The organism is Rhizobium sp. BK456 (assembly GCF_014194045.1).
Classification (GTDB): Bacteria; Pseudomonadota; Alphaproteobacteria; order Rhizobiales; family Rhizobiaceae; genus Rhizobium; species Rhizobium redzepovicii.
The window spans coordinates 13708-31427 of sequence record NZ_JACIAO010000020.1 but is presented as its reverse complement, the minus strand read 5'-3'; the positions used below and the strand labels follow the sequence as shown (position 1 = coordinate 31427).

The following is a 17720-nucleotide window of genomic DNA, read 5'->3' as shown; positions in this document are numbered from 1 at the left end:
GGTTCTGCGCTTCGGCGAAAGGCTGAACCGCTCTAGAGTATGAAACGGAGACGACACCATGCCTGCACCGCTCGATCGCGTCGATACCATAGCGGAGCTGCCCGTTGCCGCCGATGCTGTGGTGATCGGCGGCGGTATCGTCGGCATTTTCGCGGCCTATTATCTTGCCCGGCGCGGATTGAAGGTTGCGCTCGTCGAGAAAGGCCTTGTCGGGGCGGAGCAATCGAGCCGCAACTGGGGCTGGTGCCGGCAGCAGAACCGCGACGCCCGGGAACTGCCGATGTCGACGAAGAGCCTCGATCTGTGGGAGCGCTTCGCTGCCGAGACTGGGGAGGATACCGGTTTTCGCCGCTGCGGCCTCTTCTATCTCAGCAATAGCGACGAGGAACTGGCCGGCTGGGCACGCTGGCGCGACTTCGCGCGTTCGGTCGGCGTCACGACGCATATGCTGAGCGGTGCAGAGGCAACCGAACGCGGGCGCGCCACCGGCGCGTCGTGGAAGGGCGGGGTGTTTTCGCCGACCGACGGCACCGCCGATCCGGCACGCGCCGCGCCCGCCGTCGCGCGGGCGATCCTGAAGGTCGGCGGCACGGTGCATCAATCCTGTGCGGCCCGCGGCATCGACATCGAAGGCGGCAGGATCGCCGGCGTCGTCACCGAGCACGGCACGATCCGGACAAAAATCGCGATCCTGGCCGGCGGCGCCTGGGCCTCTACCTTCTGCCGCCAGCTCGGCATTCGATTTCCGCAGGCATCGATCCGTTCGTCGATCCTTTCCGTTTCGCCTGGGGCAAGCGGGCTGCCGGACGCACTCCACACGTCCGCGGTCTCAGTTACGCGGCGCAGCGATGGCGGCTACACGCTGGCGATCAGCGGCCGCGGCCGCGTCGATCCGACCGCGCAGCAGTTCCGCTTCGCCCGAGAGTTTCTGCCGATGTTCGCCCGGCGATGGCGCAGTCTCGCGCCCGGCGGCTTGGAGGGGTTTCGTTCCGGCCACGAGTCTCTTGTACGCTGGCGGCTTGACAGGCCGACGCCGATGGAGCGCATGCGCATCCTCGACCCCGCGATCAATCAGGCGACCATCCGCCTGACGCATGCGCGCGCGCTCGAGCTTCTACCCGCCTTGAAGAAAACCGGCATCAGCGCGGCCTGGGCGGGCTATATCGACAGCACACCCGACGGCGTGCCGGGGATCGGCGAGATCGCCTCCCTTCCCGGCTTCATCCTTGCTGCGGGCTTCAGCGGCCACGGCTTCGGCATCGGGCCGGGCGCCGGTCATCTGATTGCCGATATCGCCACAGGCGATGAGCCGATCGTCGATCCCCTGCCCTATCATCCGGACCGTTTCGGGACATCCGCCTGGGGCAAAGTGGCCGACTTTTGATTTCGGCTCGGCCGGAGGGACATTGCATGAAAAACGCCCACAAATTCTATATCGGCGGTGAGTGGGTCGATCCCGAAAGGCTGAGAGAGCTTCACGTGATCGATCCGTCGACCGAACAATCCATCGGAACGATAGCGATCGGCAGCATGGCCGATGCAGAGCGGGCGATCGAAGCCGCCCGCGCGGCCTTTCCGATCTTCTCACAGTCGACGAAGGCGGAGCGGCGGGCGCTCCTTGAGCGAGTTCTGATGATCCTGAAGCGCCGTCAGCACGAGATCGGCGACATCATCTCCCGCGAAATGGGTGCCCCGCTGGCCATGGCACGGGCGGACCAAGCGGGGCTGGGTGCGGCGCATTTCGAAGAGACAATCCGGGCTTTCGATGAGTTCGACTTCGAATATCTGCAGGGCTCGACCCGGATCGTTCACGAACCGGTTGGCGTCGTGAGCATGATCACGCCATGGAACTGGCCGATCAATCAGATTGCCTGCAAGGTAGCTCCGGCGCTGGCGACAGGCTGCACGATGGTGCTCAAACCGTCTGAGATCGCGCCCTTCAACGCTCTCGTCTTTGCCGAAGTCATGCATGAGGCGGGTGTCCCGAAAGGCGTCTTCAACCTGGTTCAGGGTGACGGACCGACTGCCGGAGCGGCGCTCGCCGGCCATTCCGATGTCGATATGGTCTCGTTTACCGGATCGACGCGGGCCGGGATCGCCGTCGCGCAGGCAGCGGCGCCGACCGTCAAGCGGGTGCATCAGGAACTCGGCGGAAAGTCGCCGAACATTCTATTGCGAAGCGCCGATCTTGGTTCGGCGGTCGCAGCCGGCCTGCGCCGGTGCTTCGCCAATTCCGGACAGTCATGCAATGCGCCGACCCGGATGCTGGTGCCGGCCGAGCGCATGGATGAAGCGAGTGCCATCGCGGCAAGGGCGGCAGCATCGCTGACGGTCGGACCGCCTCATGACCCGGACACTGATCTTGGTCCGGTGGCGAGCGCTGCCCAATTCGCCAAGATCCAGGCGCTGATCGAGAAAGGCATTGCCGAGGGAGCCGAATTGGTGGCCGGCGGTCCCGGGCGCCCATCCAATCTGAACGCGGGCTATTACGTGCGTCCGACGGTATTTGCGTGCGTGAAGAATTCGATGACCATCGCACGGGAGGAGATTTTTGGCCCCGTACTGTCGATCATCGGCTACGACACCGAGGACGATGCTGTCGCGATCGCCAACGACACACCCTACGGTCTCGCCGCCTATATCCAAGGCGACCCGCAGGAGGCGCGGACGCTCGCCCGTCGGCTTCGCACCGGCATCGTGCGCCTCAATCAATCCGCATGGGATAGCGCAGCTCCGTTCGGCGGCTATAAGCAGTCCGGCAACGGCCGCGAATACGGGAAGTTCGGATTGCAGGAATTCACCGAGATCAAGGGTATTGTCGGGCACGCAGATTAGGCATGCTCTGACGCGCCTGCCGGCTCAAAGTCGCCGTCACTTTCCGACCGACGATATTCGATGCAAAATACGGCGAATCCGCTGCAACCAGTGCATTCTGCCGCACCCTTTTCTTGATACTGCCGGCTATCATTCACGTTGAGGCCGCCATGTCCCCTTTAATCCACCACATCAGCAGCGATGAAACTCTACCCACGTCATCAGATGTCGTCATCATCGGGGGCGGGATTGTCGGCGCCAGCGCGGCCTATTTCTTGGCACGGCGCGGTCTATCGGTAGCGCTTGTCGAAAAGGGATATGTCGGCTGCGAACAGTCGAGCCGGAACTGGGGCTGGTGCCGTCGGCAGAACCGGGATGAACGTGAATTGCCGCTTGCCAATCTGGCGTTGCGCCTATGGGAAGAGCTGACCGTAGAGATCGGGCATGACCTTGGCTTTCGCCGTTGCGGGCTCCTCTATGCAACCGCTGATCCAAAGCAGCTCGGTGAATGGGAACGTTGGCGCGAGGTTGCCCGAAGGTTTGACGTCAATACCCGAATGCTGACCGCCAGCGAGGCCGCCGCCGCTGTTCCAGCGGCCGACGGCCGCAAATGGCTGGGCGGTGTCCACGCGGTGGACGACGGCAAGGCTGAGCCCTGGCTCGCCGCTCCTCGGATAGCCGAGGGCGCGCGCAAACATGGCGCGACCATTCATCAGAACTGCGCGGCGCGCGGCCTGGATATCACCAATCGCCAAGTAAGCGGCGTCGTCACCGAGAAAGGCCTTATCCGCACCAATAGGGTGCTATGTGCCGCCGGCGCCTGGGCTTCTGCTTTTCTGCGCGTGCATGCGGTTTGCCTGCCGCAGGCCAGTGTCCGTCAGACCGCCTTGCGGACCGGTCCTGCACCCGATTTTGGAGGCGCAATCTATACTTCTGATTGCGCCCTGACGCGCCGGATCGATGGCAGCTACACCATAGCCGTCAGCGGCAGAGCGACGCTCGAGCTCACGCCGCAGAGCATCCGCTATGCTCGCCCGTTTCTGCCGATGTTCCTGAAACGACGGAAGGCCGTCGAGATCGGCATAGGCCGCTCGTTTTTCGAGGGTCCGGAAACACTCGGTCGCTGGCGTCTCGATAGGCCGACCCCCTTCGAACGCATTCGCGTACTCGATCCTGCTCCGGACATTCGGATGACGGCTGCCATAATGGCGCGGATAAGAGCCCTGCTCCCCGCCGTTGCCGAGGCCGGCGTCACGTCTGCTTGGGGTGGATATGTCGACTCCACCCCGGACGCCATACCCGCGATTTCACCGGTGGACAGCATCGGCGGAGTGTTTGTCGCCGCAGGTTGTTCCGGACACGGCTTCGGCGCCGGCCCTGGCATCGGCCATCTGGCGGCGGATCTGGTCGGGGGCGACACGGCAATCGTCGATCCGACACCATTCCGCCTCTCGCGTTTCAGGGACAGATCGAAAATTGAGGTTGGCGCCATCTGACGCAATTCATTCGCGTGGAAGCACAGGCACAGAGCGATTGCGAGCTGGCGCATTTCTATGGGGTCAAAGCGCGATCTTGCCCGATCCGTAACAGAGAAGGATTCGCACACCGAGTTAACGTGATGAACTGCTGCACACTTCCCCCAATCAGTTTCCAACACCCGGATGGGAAATCATATGTCAATTCAAACTGCCAGTGCCTCTGTCAGAAAGCTGGCTTTCATCCACACGGTGTCCGATCTTGTTTCGGAGTTTCGGGCCCTTGCTAAAGAACATTTGCCCGACTGGAAGCCGTTCGCGATCCTCGACGAGAGCCTGTTGAGAAATACCATCGAGCGCGGGTCTTTATGCCATCTGACGAAACGAAGGCTGGCTGCCTACGTATGGTCAGCAGTCGACGCCGGGGCAGATGCGATCGTCGTCACATGCTCAACGCTTGGGCCGGCGGTCGATGCCATTGCGCCGCTTTGTCCTGTGCCGCTGTTCCGTATTGACGAAGGCATGGCCAAAGCCGCTGTCGAGCATGGAAACCGCATAGGCATCCTAGCGACATTATCTACAACGCTGGTGCCGACAGCAGATCTGCTGAGGCGCCAGGCATGCGAGGCGGGCAAAAATGTCGTGATCGACGATGTGCTTGTTCACGGGGCGTTTCAATTCCTCGCCGATGGGAACGTCGGAGCGCATGACGCGCAAATCCGCCGAGCGCTGGAAGAGCTGTCGCAGAAGGTCGACGTGATCGTTTTTGCGCAGGCCTCGATGGCTCGTGCAGTGCAGGGCATGCACCACGGTCTTCCAGTTCTGACAAGCCCGGTACTTGGGATCGAAAACGTGAAACGGCGTTTGGTGGCGCCAAAGGACCAGGGCGGAACCTAACGGGGTCGGGGTGCGGTAGAGCGGAAAATGACACCTCGACGGTCAGCGTCGACGACGCTTGATCACCATGCGGAAGGACTCCGGGAATCTCTTTAGGAGACCGCGGCCATCCGCACGATGCTGGCAGGCGAAGTCCTGCGGCCGTCGGCGGTCTGAAAGTGGGAAATTCTTTCGTTCAACAGTTCCACCTGCTGCCGAAGCCTGTGAATTTCCGCGGTGTTTTCCTCCACCATTGCTGCGTTGTGCTGGGTGATATGCTCGACGTCGCGAACGGCGTTGTTCACCTCGTCGATGCCCTTGTATTGCGTGGTCGTGGAAGCAGAAATGACCTGCACCAGTCCATTAATCGAGGTGAAGTGCTCCATGATGGCAGAAAGCGCATGGCCGGTTTCCTCGACGAGGGTGACGCCGGCGCCAACCTGCGATGCGCTGTTGGAGATGAGGTCCTTGATCTCGCGGGCAGCCTTGGCGCAACGCTGGGCAAGCTCACGCACCTCCTGAGCAACCACGGCAAAACCTCTGCCGGCCTCGCCTGCGCGCGCCGCTTCCACACCCGCGTTGAGGGCAAGAAGATTGGTCTGGAACGCGATCTCGTCGATCACACCGATGATGCTGGTGACCTTCTCGGACGACCGGTTGATGGCGCCCATGGCATCGACGGCCTTCGCCACGACGGCTGCGGAATGCTCGGCCTGGCGGTGTGCTTCCGCAACCGAAAGTGATGTCTGGCGGGCGTTTTCAGCGGTCGTCCGCACGCTGTCGGTCAGTTCACCCAGCACCCGCGAACTCTCCTCTAGCGCTGCGGCCTGCTGTTCCGTGCGCCGCGCCAGATCGTCGGCGGCGCCTGAAAGATTGGCGCTGCCCTCGGCGATCTCGTAGGTCGTGTTGCGGACCTCGGCGAGCGTCAGGCGCAACGCATCGATGGCGTGATTGTAGGTTTGCGCCATCGCGACATAGTCTGCGGCCAGATCCTCGCTCATCTCGGCCGCGAGATTGCCATTGGCAAGCTTGCCCAGCATGTCCGACAGCGCCGTCAGAGCCTCACTCTGTTCCGCCTCGATGCGCGCCTGCTCGGCGGCGCGGCGGGCCTGCTCCCGTTCGTCCCGCGCCCTGTTTGCCTCGGCCACCTCTTCCAGCCTGGTCTTCTCAAGCGCCTGATCGCGGAAAACGGTCACCGAGCGGATCATGTCGCCGATTTCGTCGCCACGCTTGCCGTCGCCAATGGCAACGTTCAGATCGCCGGCGGCAAGCCGCATCATCGTCTGGGTGATCCGCTTCAGCGGCCCGCGCAGAGTTTCGATCAGCATGAGGCCGCCGATGATCGCAAGCACGGTGCCCGCGATCATCGCCGCGAGCGACATCGTCGCGGAGCGCTGGCTGATTTCCTTGCCGCTCTCCTGCGCCGTGCTGACGAACTGTTCGAGCGTATGGCTTGCGTCGGCCACAAGTGCGGTCGCCGCCTCCTTGTCCGCGCGCCACCGGTCGGCGATCGAGATCAGAAGCGAGGTGTCCTTCTCGATCGTCGCAAGCGACGGCTCGATCTTCTTGGCAAGATCCTGCAGCGCGGCATTTTTACCGCTCAAGGGAACAAGCTTTGCAGCGCTTTCGCGCAATGCCTTGAGATCGGCGAGAACCTCATCTCGCGACTCTGCATCGACCCGCCTGTTCAGTTCACTCAGGTGCAGGCGCAGATCGTCGATCGATTTGAAGGCGGTGTTGACGATCGCCACCATCGAACGAAGCGTTGAAATGCTCGCATCCATGCCGGTAAAGCGCTCGATCGCCGTGTCCGCATTGCCGGAGGCGAGTTTTGCAAATTGTTCCTGCAGGCCCTGCAGATCCTGATCGACGGGAGCGTAAGCTTCGAGCGTCAGGCTGCTGGCCATGGGGGCGAGCTTGTCCAGGACCGGCTTCAGCGCAGCGATCTGGCTTTGAGCCTTGTCGGAGGCAAGCGCCCCGCTGTCGGCGACCTCTTTGACCAGCGGCGGCAGAAGGCTGCCGATGGCCTGGCCGAGCTTCTGAGGGTCGGCTGCCGCCGCGGTCGCCTTGCGCAGTTTGGCAATGCGACCCGCGAGATTCTTATAGGCCGAGGCGTCGAGAAGAAGCGCCCGGACGAAGGCCTCCTTGCCATTCGCCTGATCCTGGAGAACGTCGAGCTGTTTGCGCGCCGTCTGGCTTTCCTTAAACAGCCCGGCCACCGCGTCGTCGATCGCCTGTTCGGTATTGACGCGCTCCTGCGACACAGCCCATAGCGCGTCGGCGGCGCCCTGCATCTTAGCCCCGAGTTCGCGCACCGCGGCGATCTGCTGCTTTTGTGCAGGATCGATCAGCATGGCATCGAGCGTCGCCGCGCCCTTCTGCTGATCGGAGATGCTGGCGATCAATCGATCGCGCGTGGCCGCTGTCGGAAGATCGGTAAAGGCGGTCAGCGAGGATCGCAGTTGCTGGAAACTGGAAAGGGTATCGATCGTCTGCCGGGTCAGGGTCATCTGCCCGTTCAGCGTGCCGGCGGTGAAATAACCGAAAAGACCGATGCCGGCGATGAGAACGATCAGCGGCACGACGAAGAAGAGCACCTTCGTCACGATCCGCATACGTTGCAACAGTCGGTCAATCAACGCCATAAGGAAGCCCCCGCCCAGGAAATTGCCTGCTTCTCCGGCGCGACCAATCACATCGACATACAGCTTCAGCGGTCATGTCGATGTGACCGCAATTAGCAGTCGTTGCGCCAGCTTGTCACGATAGCCAGAACTCTTAAAAAAATGGTCAATGGTGTCGAGTTTTTTGGAACATACGAAATAGCGATCGAGGGCGCATTTCTGCGCCCTCGTCTCGTCTTCTCAGCCGATCGCCATCAGGCTGGCATTGCCGCCGGCTGCGGCGGTGTTGATCGACGTGGACACCTCCTCCAGCAGCCAGTTCAGGCAATAGGCCTCGGGATCGCTAGCCAATTCCTCGCTCGTCGCAGCCTGGACCAACAGAAGCGGCCCCGGCAGAGCAGCGATCCTCTGATTGACCACCAGAACCCTGTCGCGATCGCCTTCGACAAGTGCGCCGGAGAACGGCCCGTCTTTCTCCCAATCCGACGTCCAGGAAACCCGGCCGGAGACGGCCGCCGGCAGGTCCGCCAGGACCGATTTCGCGAAGGAACCCGCATCCACGACAACGTGGTTGCCGGTCGACAGGGCTGCGGCGATCTGGCGATAGAGCCCGGTTTCGGTCTGCGGCACGGCTAGAATGCGGCCGCGGGGATGGAGCGCATAGAGATTTCGCTCGCCGACCGGACCGGTGAGTTCGCGTTCGAGCCCGAGCGCCGAACGGCTTGCATATCTGCGCGCCGCTTCCCCTTCGGCCGGCAAACCCTTCTTGTCGAGCCAGACGATATAATCGCGAAGGGCAAGGTCCGTATGGACGGAATCCTGCTGCGGCGGCACGGGAGCGCGCTGCACCAGCCGGCCGATATAGAGCGGACCACCGGCCTTCGGACCCGTTCCCGACAGGCCGCGGCCGCCGAAAGGCTGCACGCCGACGACGGCGCCGATAATGTTGCGGTTGACGTAGAGGTTGCCGGCCTTGATGCGGCTGGTCACATGCGCGATCGTTTCGTCGAGCCGGGTGTGAAGCCCGAAGGTGAGGCCGTAGCCGGATGCGTTGATGTCGTCGATCAGGCGATCGAGGCCGTTTCGCTTGAAGCGGACGACATGCAGGACCGGCCCGAAGATCTCCCGCGTCAGGTCCGACAAGGCCTTGATCTCGATAATCGTCGGCGCAACGAAGGTCCCGACCGCGGCACTTTCGGGCAGCGGCAGCTGGTCCACCTTGCGGCCGGCGCCGCGCATCTGCTCGATATGCTGGTCGATCTCGGCCTTCGCGCCATCGTTGATGACAGGACCGACATCGATGCTCAGCCGATCGGTACGGCCGATCGTCAGTTCTCGGAAGGCGCCCTTCAGCATGGCGAGGGTCCGGTCGGCCACATCATCCTGCAGGCAGAGGACGCGGAGCGCCGAGCAGCGCTGGCCGGCGCTGTCGAAAGCCGAGGCAATGACATCGGCCACCACCTGCTCGGCGAGAGCCGAGGAATCGACGATCATGCCGTTCTGGCCGCCGGTTTCGGCAATCAGCGGGATCGGCTTGCCTGATGAAGACAGCCGTTCGGCGAGCTGCGCCTGGATCATTCGGGCGACTTCGGTCGAGCCGGTAAACATGACGCCTGCCGTTTCCGGGGCACCCACCATGCCGGCACCGAGGCGGCCGCTGCCGGGCACGAATTGCAGGGCGCCGACAGGCACGCCGGCCTCATGGAGGATCTTGACGCTCTCCGAAGCTATGATCGGCGTGACGCCGGCAGGTTTGGCAAGCACGGGATTGCCGGCCACCAGTGCGGCGGCCACCTGCCCGGTGAAGATCGCCAGCGGGAAATTCCACGGGCTGATGCAGACGATGGGCCCGAGGGGCGCATGGGACGGCCCGAGCGTCTTGCGCGCCTGTTCGGCGTAGTAGCGCAGGAAGTCGATTGCCTCGCGCACCTCACCGACGGCATTGGCGGCGGATTTGCCGGCTTCGCGCATGATGATGCCCATCAGCGTCTTGATGCGGGCCTGCATGATGTCGGCCGCCCGCTCCAGGCAGGCAGCGCGCTCGGCCGGCGGCACCGCGGCCCATTGCGGCGCATGCTTGGCCGCCATCGCGACGATCCGGGCCGCCTCTTCGACCTTCAACTCAGTGACCGTGCCGACGACGTCGCGGTGATCGGCAGGATTGAGGACGTCACGCGTCACCCCATCCGTGGAGCCATCGGCAAGGATCGGAAGTGCGTGCCAGGGGTTGGCAGCCGAGGCGGCGAGCGTCTCGGCCAGGTCGAAAAGTGTCGCCTCGTTCGAGAGATCGAGACCGTCGGAATTGGCGCGGGCGCTGCCGTAAAGCGCCTTCGGCGCGGCGATCTGCACGTGAGGTGCTCCGACGACCGGCATGGCGGCGACCGTCTCGGCAGGATCGGCGATCAGCGCCTCGACCGAGACATTCGGATCGGAGATGCGGTGCACGAAGGAGGAATTGGCGCCGTTTTCCAGCAGACGCCGCACCAGATAGGCAAGCAGCGTCTCATGCGTTCCGACAGGCGCATAGATGCGGCAGGGCCGATCGAGCTTTTCCTTGCCGACGACTTCATCATAGAGAGGTTCGCCCATGCCGTGCAGGCACTGGAACTCGTATTTGCCGACGGCGAAATCGGGACCGGCGAGATGATAGATCGTCGCCAGCGTCTGCGCATTATGGCTGGCAAACTGCGGGAAGACGGCGTCGGGCGCGTTCAGCAGCTTGCGCGCGCAGGCGATATAGGCGACGTCGGTATAAATTTTGCGGGTATAGACCGGATAGTCGTCGAGGCCATCCAGCTGGGCGCGCTTGATTTCCGCATCCCAATAGGCGCCCTTGACCAGACGCACCATGACCCGGCGCCTGGAACGGCGGGCGAGATCGATGACATAGTCGAGCACGAAGGGGCAGCGCTTGCCATAGGCCTGCACGACGAATCCCAGCCCATTCCAGCCGGCGAGATCAGGAGCAAAGCAGAGTTCTTCGAGCAGATCGAGCGAAAGCTCCAGCCGGTCGGCTTCCTCGGCGTCGATGTTCAGGCCGATATCGTAGGACTTGGCGAGAACGGCGAGCGCCTTGACCTTCGGCAGCAGCTCTCCCATCACCCGGCCGGCCTGCGCCCTGACATAGCGGGGATGCAGGGCCGAAAGCTTGATCGAAATACCAGGGCCGTCATAGATGCCGCGCCCGTTCGAGGCTTTGCCGATGGCGTGGATCGCCTTTTCGTAATCCTTGAAATAACGTTCGGCATCGGCAGCCGTCGTCGCGGCCTCGCCCAGCATATCGTAGGAATAGCGGAAGCCCCGCGCTTCGAGCGGCCGGGCGCGCTTCAGCGCCTCCTCGATCGTTTCGCCGGTGACGAACTGCTCGCCCATCATGCGCATCGCCATATCGACGCCGCGACGGATGACCGGCTCGCCGGCACGCGCGATCAGCCGCGTCAGCGCCGCGGACAGGCTGCGGTCGTTGACCGTCGACGTCAGCTTGCCGGTGACGACGAGGCCCCAGGTGGCGGCGTTGACGAACATGGATTTGCCGCCGCCGATATGCGAGGTCCAGTTGCCCTCGGCGATCTTGTCGCGGATCAGCGCATCGCGGGTGTCGGTATCGGGAATGCGCAGCAGCGCTTCGGCAAGGCACATGAGCGCGACGCCTTCCTGGCTGGAGAGCGAATATTCCTGCACCAGCCCCTCGACGCCGGTGCCCTTATGCTTGGCGCGCAGCGCCTCGATGAGCATGCGGGCGGTGCTGCGGATGTCGTAGCGCTTCGCCTCGGAAACGCGCGCGGCTGCAACGAGCGGCGGTAGGCATTCGGTTTCCGGACGGCGATAGGCTGCCGTGATCGCCTGGCGAAGTTCCGATTGCGGCCGGATCGGCGGGGCAAAGGCGGCGAAGGGTGCGCCGCCGGCGGGTTCTTTGGAGGAAGCGGTGTCGATCGCTGCGTTCAACATGGGAGTCCCTGATCAGTGAATGTTTCGTCTAACGGATAAATGGAACACCGGGCTCATCGTCCCAGGTGTCATGATCCGTAAAAATCGGGCCGGAATATTCCGTCTCGTGAAGCGGACGCGCATTGGACTTGTCGCGCTTGAGGGTGAAGGCGGCTGCGACCGCTCTTATCGCCACCGGCCGGTAGTGAGCGAGCAGATCCAGTTTTTGATCGCCATCCGCTTTTCTCTCATGCATCTATGCTCCCCCTTTCTGCGCGTCGCAGCTACGGATTCCGGCAATGCGCCGAGCGTCCGCGCCCTTCCTCCCATTGCCGATGCATAATCTACCACAGTCGCAAATCGCGATCTCACTTGATTTCAATGGTTTTCAAGCTGTATGAACTTATAAATCGAGCACAGAGAGTTCAAATGGCCACAGAAACCGACATCTTTAGTGAATTGGACCAGTTCGACAGGAAAATTCTCGCCGCACTCGCCGAGGACGGCAGGCTGTCGATCACCGATCTCGCCGCACGCGTCGGATTGTCGAAGACGCCGTGCCAGATCCGCTTCAAACGGCTGATCAGCGACGGCTACATCGAAGGCTTCAAAGCCGTCCTCAATCCGTCGAAAATGCAGCTCGACCACATCGCCTTCGTCGAGGTGAAGCTTTCCGATACCCGCGAGGATGCGCTGAAAAGCTTCAACGAGGCCATCAAGAAGATCCGGGAAGTCGAAGAGTGCCACATGATCGCCGGCAGGTTCGATTATCTCCTCAAGATCCGAACCCGCGATATCGGCCGCTACCGCCGCGTGCTGGGCGAGCGCATCTCGACGCTGCCCCATGTTGCCAACACCTCGACCAATGTGGCGATGGAGACGATCAAGGAAGGCTGGGACAAATTCGGCTCGAGCCTTTCGTGAAGGAAGACGGCTGCCGACAGTCCTGCTAAGCCGATATTCGGCGACTGAAGCTGAGTGCGAGGATCAAGATGGACCAAGCCAATGGCGTCCCATTATCGGCCGACGAACAGCGTGAAGCGCGCCGACTACAATATCTTTCCTGGGAACGCATTGTAGCGGACCTCGATCATCCGGCTCACGTCGCCCGCAAGGCAGCGCTTCGGCGGGCATGCGGCGCGGAGCTTGCCGAAACCTCCTATATTGCCGAGAACGCCGCGATCTTCACCGAGAGCCTGGTGATGGGCGAGCGGTCGTGGATTGCGGGACACGCACTCGTTCGCGGCGATGTGATCCTCGGAGAGGATTGCTCGATCAATCCCTATGCCTGCGTTTCCGGCAAGGTGACGTGCGGCAATGGGGTGCGGATTGCCTCGCACGCATCGATCGTCGGATTCAATCACGGCTTCGACGATCCGGATCGCCCCATCCACCGCCAGGGCGTCGTCAGCCTCGGCATCGTCATCGGCGACGATGTCTGGATCGGCGCCAATTGCGTGATCCTCGACGGCGTCACGATCGGCAACGGCGCCGTCATTGCGGCCGGGGCGGTGGTGACGCAAGATATTCCTGCGCTTGCGATTGCCGGCGGCGTACCGGCAAAGGTGCTGCGGAGCCGGGGCGCACCGGCCAGGAAATCCGGCATCGCGGAGATCGAAGATCGACTGGTCAGGCTCGGGCAGAAGGTGAAGGAACAATGGCCGGATATCCTTGCGCGCTGGAAGACCTCTGAGGGCTATGAATCGCTGGAAGCGGACGGCGTCAGGCGGCCGGCGATCCGGCATCTCTGCGATGCTATCGAGATCGCCGCCGGCTTCGATCAGCTGCCGCCCGGGCTCGATGCCTCGCAAACCGTCGAGCGTCTCCGGGGTCTTCAGGAGCGGGAGACAGGCCTCTTTCCGGAGGCGCATTCGCATGGGCAGGACCGGGCGTTGAGAGAAGATCCGAAGGCACTCTACAACGTGCTTTCGGTCGGCTATGCGCTCGAGTTGCTCGGCTCCAGGCCGCGACACTCGATCCAGGCGGTTCAGATCGATGCGCAGGAACTGGAGCAATGGCTGAGCGCGCTGCCCTGGTTGAGCCGGGCGTGGCACGCCGGCAGCGTCATCGATGCCATCGGAACCGCTATGTATTTCAACGCCAGGTATTTCGGCATCAAAGGGCCACGGCAGGCGCTCTTCGAGTGGCTGAGCCGCAATGCCAACAGAGTCTCGGGCCTATGGGGCGAACCGACGGCGCTCGAAGGATGGCTCCAGCCGGTGAACGGTTTTTACCGTCTGACACGCGGCACCTACGCGCAGTTCGGCGTGCCGCTCCCGCACCCGCACGCCTCGCTCGAAACGGTCCACCTGAATTACCGCAATCACAAGGGCTTCGTTGCTCAGAAATACAATGCCTGCAACCTGCTCGATACGATCCATCCGCTGCTGCTGATTGCCCGGCAGACCGATTACCGGCGGGCCGATGGCGAAGCGATTGCCCGCAATCTCATTTCACGAGCGCTGGATAGATGGCGGGATGGCGAAGGATTCCCCTTCGCCGACGGTGGCGAACCGAGCTTGCAGGGAACGGAAATGTGGCTTTCCGTCATCCACCTGGCGGCCGATTTTGTCGGCCTGTCGGATCGCTTCACCTTTGTTCCGAAGGGCGTGCACCGGACGGCGACTCCGGGATTGGGCTTGTAGCTTTGGCCTTCTCGATCAACCGTGCAATGACGCCGTCAGCCAGGCGGCGGCGAGATCGCGCGCATTGCTTCGCTTGGTCTTGACGGGCACGATGACATTGTAACGCCCTTCGGCGGCAAGCTCACTGCTGTCGGCCTGCACCAGGGTTCCATCCTCCAGAAACGTGCCGACCAGCATGCGCCATCCCAGCGCGATCCCCTGCCCGGCGCGGGCGGCGGCGATGGTTTCGGTATAGTGGTTGAACCGAAGCGATGGCTTGACTTCGATATTGGCGCCAATCAGCGAAACCCATTGCGACCAGTTGTACCAGGACCGATCGACGACGTCCGTTTCGATGAATTCGTCGGCCGAGCCCAGCGGCCCATCTCCCCGACGCCTGAGGTAATCCGGAGAGCAGACGGGGGAAATGACGTCGCCGCGCGAGGCGATGACGGTTCCATCGCTGAAGGGCGGCAGACCGTAGCGGATCGCCACATCGACCTCTCCGCCGTCGAGCGCGATCGGGCTGTCTTGTGAGATCACCCGCACCAGAATGCCGGGATTTGCCCGGCGGAATTCGGCGAGCCGCGGCAGCAACCAGAAGGAAGAGAATGCGACAGTCGCCCCGATCGTCACCACGTCCTGACTGCGCGATTGGAGCGCTTCCACACTCTCGGCGATATCGGCAAAGCTCTTCGCCAGTGTCGCGCCAAGGCTGATGCACGCCGCCGTCGGTTCGATCGCCCGGTGCTTGCGCACGAACAGAGACTGGCCGAACTCCTCCTCCAGCAACGCAATCTGCCTGCTGACCGCCGCCTGGGTGACGCCGAGCTCGGTCGCGGCCAGGGTGAAGCTTTTCCTGCGCAGCACCGCTTCCAGCGTCACCAGCGCCGTCAGTGATGGAAGCCGTCTTCGAAATTGCATCTTGGAGACCTTTTCACATGAGAAAAGATTATGCGAACGTGATTTTTTATGCCGTTGAAAGCCCTGCACTGCAAGTGCAATCTAGGGAAACTCTCGCATAAGAGGTTCTCATGCTAAACAGGCTTCCTTCTTCCATTTCGGCGCTGCTGGACTCCCGCTCGGAAGGCCACTCGCTGCCGGCCGGCCTCTACATCCGCGAAGACGTATTCGAAGCGGATATCGAGGTCTTCTTCCACAAGCACTGGATCTGCGTCGGCCTCGACTGTGATGTTCCGGAGCCCGGCGACGCCACGGTCGTCGATATCGGCAAGACAAGCCTGATCCTGCTGCGCGACGACGACGGTGAAATCCGCGTCCTGCACAATGTCTGCCGCCATCGCGGCTCTCGCCTTCTCAATCCGGGCAAGACGATCGTTTCGAAGCTCGTCTGTCCCTATCACACCTGGACCTATGAGCTCACGGGCGAGCTCAGCTACGCCCCCCATATGGGCAAGGAATTTGACAAGGATTGTCACGGCCTGAAACCCGTCACCTTCAAATCGATCGGCGGCCTGATCTACGTCTGCCTGTCCGACAATCCGCCCGAGGACATTGCCGGACTCGAACAGGCGATGGTCGAGCGCCTTGCTCCCTATGATATCCGCAATGCCAAGATCGCCCACCAGACCGACGTCATCGAGGACGGCAACTGGAAGCTGACGATGGAGAACAATCGCGAGTGTTATCACTGCTCCGCCAACCACCCGGAACTCTGCGTCTCCTTCGTCGATCTCGACTTCGGCTTCGATCCGGAAACGCTGAGCCCTGAGGATCGTGAGCAGGCCGAGGAGCATTTCCGGATGTACGAGGAGCGCACGCAGGCATGGGAGGCCGACGGTTTCCCTTCGGCTGCTGTTGAGCAGCTTTCCGACTGCGCCACGAACTTCCGCACGCAGCGGCTGATCATATCAGGTGCGGGCGAATCCCAGACCCACGACGCCACCGCCGCATCCTCCAAGCTCCTCGGCCAGATGACCCGCAAGGATCTCGGAGACACGCATCTCTGGGGTCATAACAGCTGGAACCACTTCATGGGCGACCATGCTGTCGTGGCAACCGTCATCCCGCTGTCGGCCGGCAAGACGCTGGTGAGAACCAAGTGGCTGGTGCACAAGGACGCCGTTGAAGGGGTCGATTACGACATCGACAAGCTGACGGATGTCTGGGTCGCCACGACGGATCAGGACGCCGATCTCGTCGCCCGTTCCCATGCCGGCGCTCTCGATCCCGCCTATCAGCCGGGCCCCTATTCCCGCTTTTCCGAGACGAACCTCGACAAGTTCGCCAGCTGGTACATCGACCGGATGCGCGCTCATGGATACTAGGACCCCGCAAGCGCTGCTCGCAAGGGCCGCCCGTCACGACGTCTGGAATCCCGAGGAAGACGATGCGCTCGTCTGTCTCGACGTCCAGCAGGAATCCCATGACGTCAAGACTTTCACCTTCGCATCTCCTGACGGGAAGCGGTTCGCCTTCAAGGCCGGACAGTATTTTCTGTTCGACCTCGAGCATAACGGAGAGGCGGAAAGCCGATGCTACAGCATCTCGTCTTCGCCTTATCGCACGAACGCCTTCTCCGTTACGGTAAAACGCGTTCCGGGCGGCAAGATCTCCAACTGGCTTCACGACACCCTGGTTCCGGGAGCGTCCGTCAAGGCGAACGGCCCGCTTGGCAATTTCATCCGGCCTGAGGCGTCGAAGCCGAAACTTCTGCTGCTCTCCGGCGGTTCCGGTATCACGCCAGTCATGTCCATTCTGCGGGAACTCGCCGACAGCTGCGAGCCTGCCGACGTCGTCTTCATGCATGCGGCGCGCACGCCGCAGGATCTGATCTTCCGCGACGAACTCGCCTGCATCGCCCGCAGGCTCAAGGGCCTTCGGCTGCACTTCCTGCCGGAAACAGTTGCGGGCGAGGCGTCATGGCCTGGCCTCACCGGCCGCATTTCGGCGGACTATGTCAGGCTCGCGGTTCCCGATATTGCGGAACGGATGGTGATGTGCTGCGGTCCCGCCCCGTTCATGGCGGCCGCACGCAGCATTTCCGCGGAGCTCGGCGTTCCCGCCGCGCACTATCTGGAGGAAAGCTTCGACGCCGCGGTCATCGACGAGCCTGAAATCCCGGCGATTCAGGAGGCGGCCGCCAAGGTTTTTCAGGTCACTTTCTCGAAGCAGGCCCGCAGCATCGAGGTAACAGGCGACCAGAGCGTGCTCTCCTGTGCGAAGAAGTCAGGCGTCAGGATTCCATCCTCCTGCGCCAACGGCGTTTGCGGCACCTGCAAGTCGAAGCTGACATCAGGCACGGTCGACATGAACCACAATGGCGGCATCCGCCAGAGGGAAATCGACGCCGGCTTTTTCCTGCCCTGCTGCTCGAAGCCGCTCAGCAATCTCGTCATCGAACGCTGAGCGACACCGCA

General features: G+C 62.5%; 12 protein-coding genes. 8 read left to right on the top strand and 4 right to left on the bottom strand.

Features of this window, described 5'->3' with window-relative positions:
• Nucleotides 1-58: 58 nt before the first annotated feature.
• The 4 genes from FHX03_RS33300 to FHX03_RS33285 all read left to right on the top strand — a co-directional run bounded on the left by FHX03_RS33300 (nucleotide 59) and on the right by FHX03_RS33285 (nucleotide 5186).
• Nucleotides 59-1384, top strand: a complete 1326-nt coding sequence (locus tag FHX03_RS33300; RefSeq protein WP_183857466.1) for an NAD(P)/FAD-dependent oxidoreductase — start codon at nucleotides 59-61, stop codon at nucleotides 1382-1384.
• A 26-nt stretch (nucleotides 1385-1410) separates the two neighbouring features.
• Nucleotides 1411-2835, top strand: coding sequence for an aldehyde dehydrogenase family protein (locus FHX03_RS33295; RefSeq protein WP_131711827.1), 1425 nt, complete (start codon nucleotides 1411-1413; stop codon nucleotides 2833-2835).
• A 149-nt stretch (nucleotides 2836-2984) separates the two neighbouring features.
• Nucleotides 2985-4310 (top strand): NAD(P)/FAD-dependent oxidoreductase, encoded by a 1326-nt coding sequence (locus FHX03_RS33290; RefSeq protein WP_097629766.1) that lies wholly within the window; start codon nucleotides 2985-2987, stop codon nucleotides 4308-4310.
• A gap of 177 nt (nucleotides 4311-4487) precedes the next feature.
• Nucleotides 4488-5186, top strand: coding sequence for an aspartate/glutamate racemase family protein (locus tag FHX03_RS33285; RefSeq protein ID WP_183782331.1), 699 nt, complete (start codon nucleotides 4488-4490; stop codon nucleotides 5184-5186).
• Nucleotides 5187-5278: 92 nt separating this feature from the next.
• Here the strand turns inward: FHX03_RS33285 and FHX03_RS33280 are convergent, their stop codons facing one another.
• The 3 genes from FHX03_RS33280 to FHX03_RS33270 all read right to left on the bottom strand — a co-directional run bounded on the left by FHX03_RS33280 (nucleotide 5279) and on the right by FHX03_RS33270 (nucleotide 11972).
• The gene (locus FHX03_RS33280; protein WP_183857464.1) at nucleotides 5279-7810 is read right to left on the bottom strand and encodes a methyl-accepting chemotaxis protein; all 2532 of its coding nucleotides are present in this window, start codon (nucleotides 7808-7810) and stop codon (nucleotides 5279-5281) included.
• 219 nt (nucleotides 7811-8029) lie between these two features.
• A complete protein-coding gene (gene putA, locus FHX03_RS33275; RefSeq protein WP_183857462.1) occupies nucleotides 8030-11737 on the bottom strand; it encodes a trifunctional transcriptional regulator/proline dehydrogenase/L-glutamate gamma-semialdehyde dehydrogenase in 3708 nt (1235 codons plus the stop codon).
• Between the two features lie 28 nt (nucleotides 11738-11765).
• Nucleotides 11766-11972 carry a hypothetical protein gene (locus FHX03_RS33270; RefSeq protein WP_131711823.1) on the bottom strand — a complete coding sequence of 69 codons (207 nt, stop codon included), beginning with the start codon at nucleotides 11970-11972 and terminating at the stop codon, nucleotides 11766-11768.
• 173 nt (nucleotides 11973-12145) lie between these two features.
• Here FHX03_RS33270 and FHX03_RS33265 point away from each other — a divergent pair, with 173 nt between their 5' ends.
• Nucleotides 12146-12640, top strand: a complete 495-nt coding sequence (locus FHX03_RS33265; protein ID WP_088685734.1) for an Lrp/AsnC family transcriptional regulator — start codon at nucleotides 12146-12148, stop codon at nucleotides 12638-12640.
• A gap of 68 nt (nucleotides 12641-12708) precedes the next feature.
• Nucleotides 12709-14361, top strand: a complete 1653-nt coding sequence (locus FHX03_RS33260) for an acyltransferase (protein WP_183857460.1) — start codon at nucleotides 12709-12711, stop codon at nucleotides 14359-14361.
• Between the two features lie 15 nt (nucleotides 14362-14376).
• Here FHX03_RS33260 and FHX03_RS33255 read toward each other — a convergent pair whose 3' ends face one another.
• A complete protein-coding gene (locus FHX03_RS33255; protein ID WP_097629759.1) occupies nucleotides 14377-15264 on the bottom strand; it encodes a LysR substrate-binding domain-containing protein in 888 nt (295 codons plus the stop codon).
• A 110-nt stretch (nucleotides 15265-15374) separates the two neighbouring features.
• Between FHX03_RS33255 and FHX03_RS33250 the strand changes: the two genes are divergently transcribed.
• Nucleotides 15375-16628 (top strand): aromatic ring-hydroxylating oxygenase subunit alpha, encoded by a 1254-nt coding sequence (locus FHX03_RS33250; protein WP_131711821.1) that lies wholly within the window; start codon nucleotides 15375-15377, stop codon nucleotides 16626-16628.
• On the top strand, nucleotides 16618-17709 hold the full coding sequence (locus FHX03_RS33245; RefSeq protein ID WP_183782313.1) for a hybrid-cluster NAD(P)-dependent oxidoreductase: 1092 nt from the start codon (nucleotides 16618-16620) through the stop codon (nucleotides 17707-17709). The genes FHX03_RS33250 and FHX03_RS33245 overlap by 11 nt, the downstream gene beginning before the upstream one ends.
• Nucleotides 17710-17720 lie beyond the last annotated feature (11 nt).

What these genes read in the sequence shown, in the direction of transcription:
- FHX03_RS33300 (WP_183857466.1), top strand. Translation starts at nt 59, where the DNA reads ATGCCTGCACCGCTCGATCGCGTCGATACCATAGCGGAGCTGCCCGTT.
- FHX03_RS33295 (WP_131711827.1), top strand. Translation starts at nt 1,411, where the DNA reads ATGAAAAACGCCCACAAATTCTATATCGGCGGTGAGTGGGTCGATCCC.
- FHX03_RS33290 (WP_097629766.1), top strand. Translation starts at nt 2,985, where the DNA reads ATGTCCCCTTTAATCCACCACATCAGCAGCGATGAAACTCTACCCACG.
- FHX03_RS33285 (WP_183782331.1), top strand. Translation starts at nt 4,488, where the DNA reads ATGTCAATTCAAACTGCCAGTGCCTCTGTCAGAAAGCTGGCTTTCATC.
- FHX03_RS33280 (WP_183857464.1), bottom strand. Translation starts at nt 7,810, where the DNA reads ATGGCGTTGATTGACCGACTGTTGCAACGTATGCGGATCGTGACGAAG.
- putA (WP_183857462.1), bottom strand. Translation starts at nt 11,737, where the DNA reads ATGTTGAACGCAGCGATCGACACCGCTTCCTCCAAAGAACCCGCCGGC.
- FHX03_RS33270 (WP_131711823.1), bottom strand. Translation starts at nt 11,972, where the DNA reads ATGCATGAGAGAAAAGCGGATGGCGATCAAAAACTGGATCTGCTCGCT.
- FHX03_RS33265 (WP_088685734.1), top strand. Translation starts at nt 12,146, where the DNA reads ATGGCCACAGAAACCGACATCTTTAGTGAATTGGACCAGTTCGACAGG.
- FHX03_RS33260 (WP_183857460.1), top strand. Translation starts at nt 12,709, where the DNA reads ATGGACCAAGCCAATGGCGTCCCATTATCGGCCGACGAACAGCGTGAA.
- FHX03_RS33255 (WP_097629759.1), bottom strand. Translation starts at nt 15,264, where the DNA reads ATGCAATTTCGAAGACGGCTTCCATCACTGACGGCGCTGGTGACGCTG.
- FHX03_RS33250 (WP_131711821.1), top strand. Translation starts at nt 15,375, where the DNA reads ATGCTAAACAGGCTTCCTTCTTCCATTTCGGCGCTGCTGGACTCCCGC.
- FHX03_RS33245 (WP_183782313.1), top strand. Translation starts at nt 16,618, where the DNA reads ATGGATACTAGGACCCCGCAAGCGCTGCTCGCAAGGGCCGCCCGTCAC.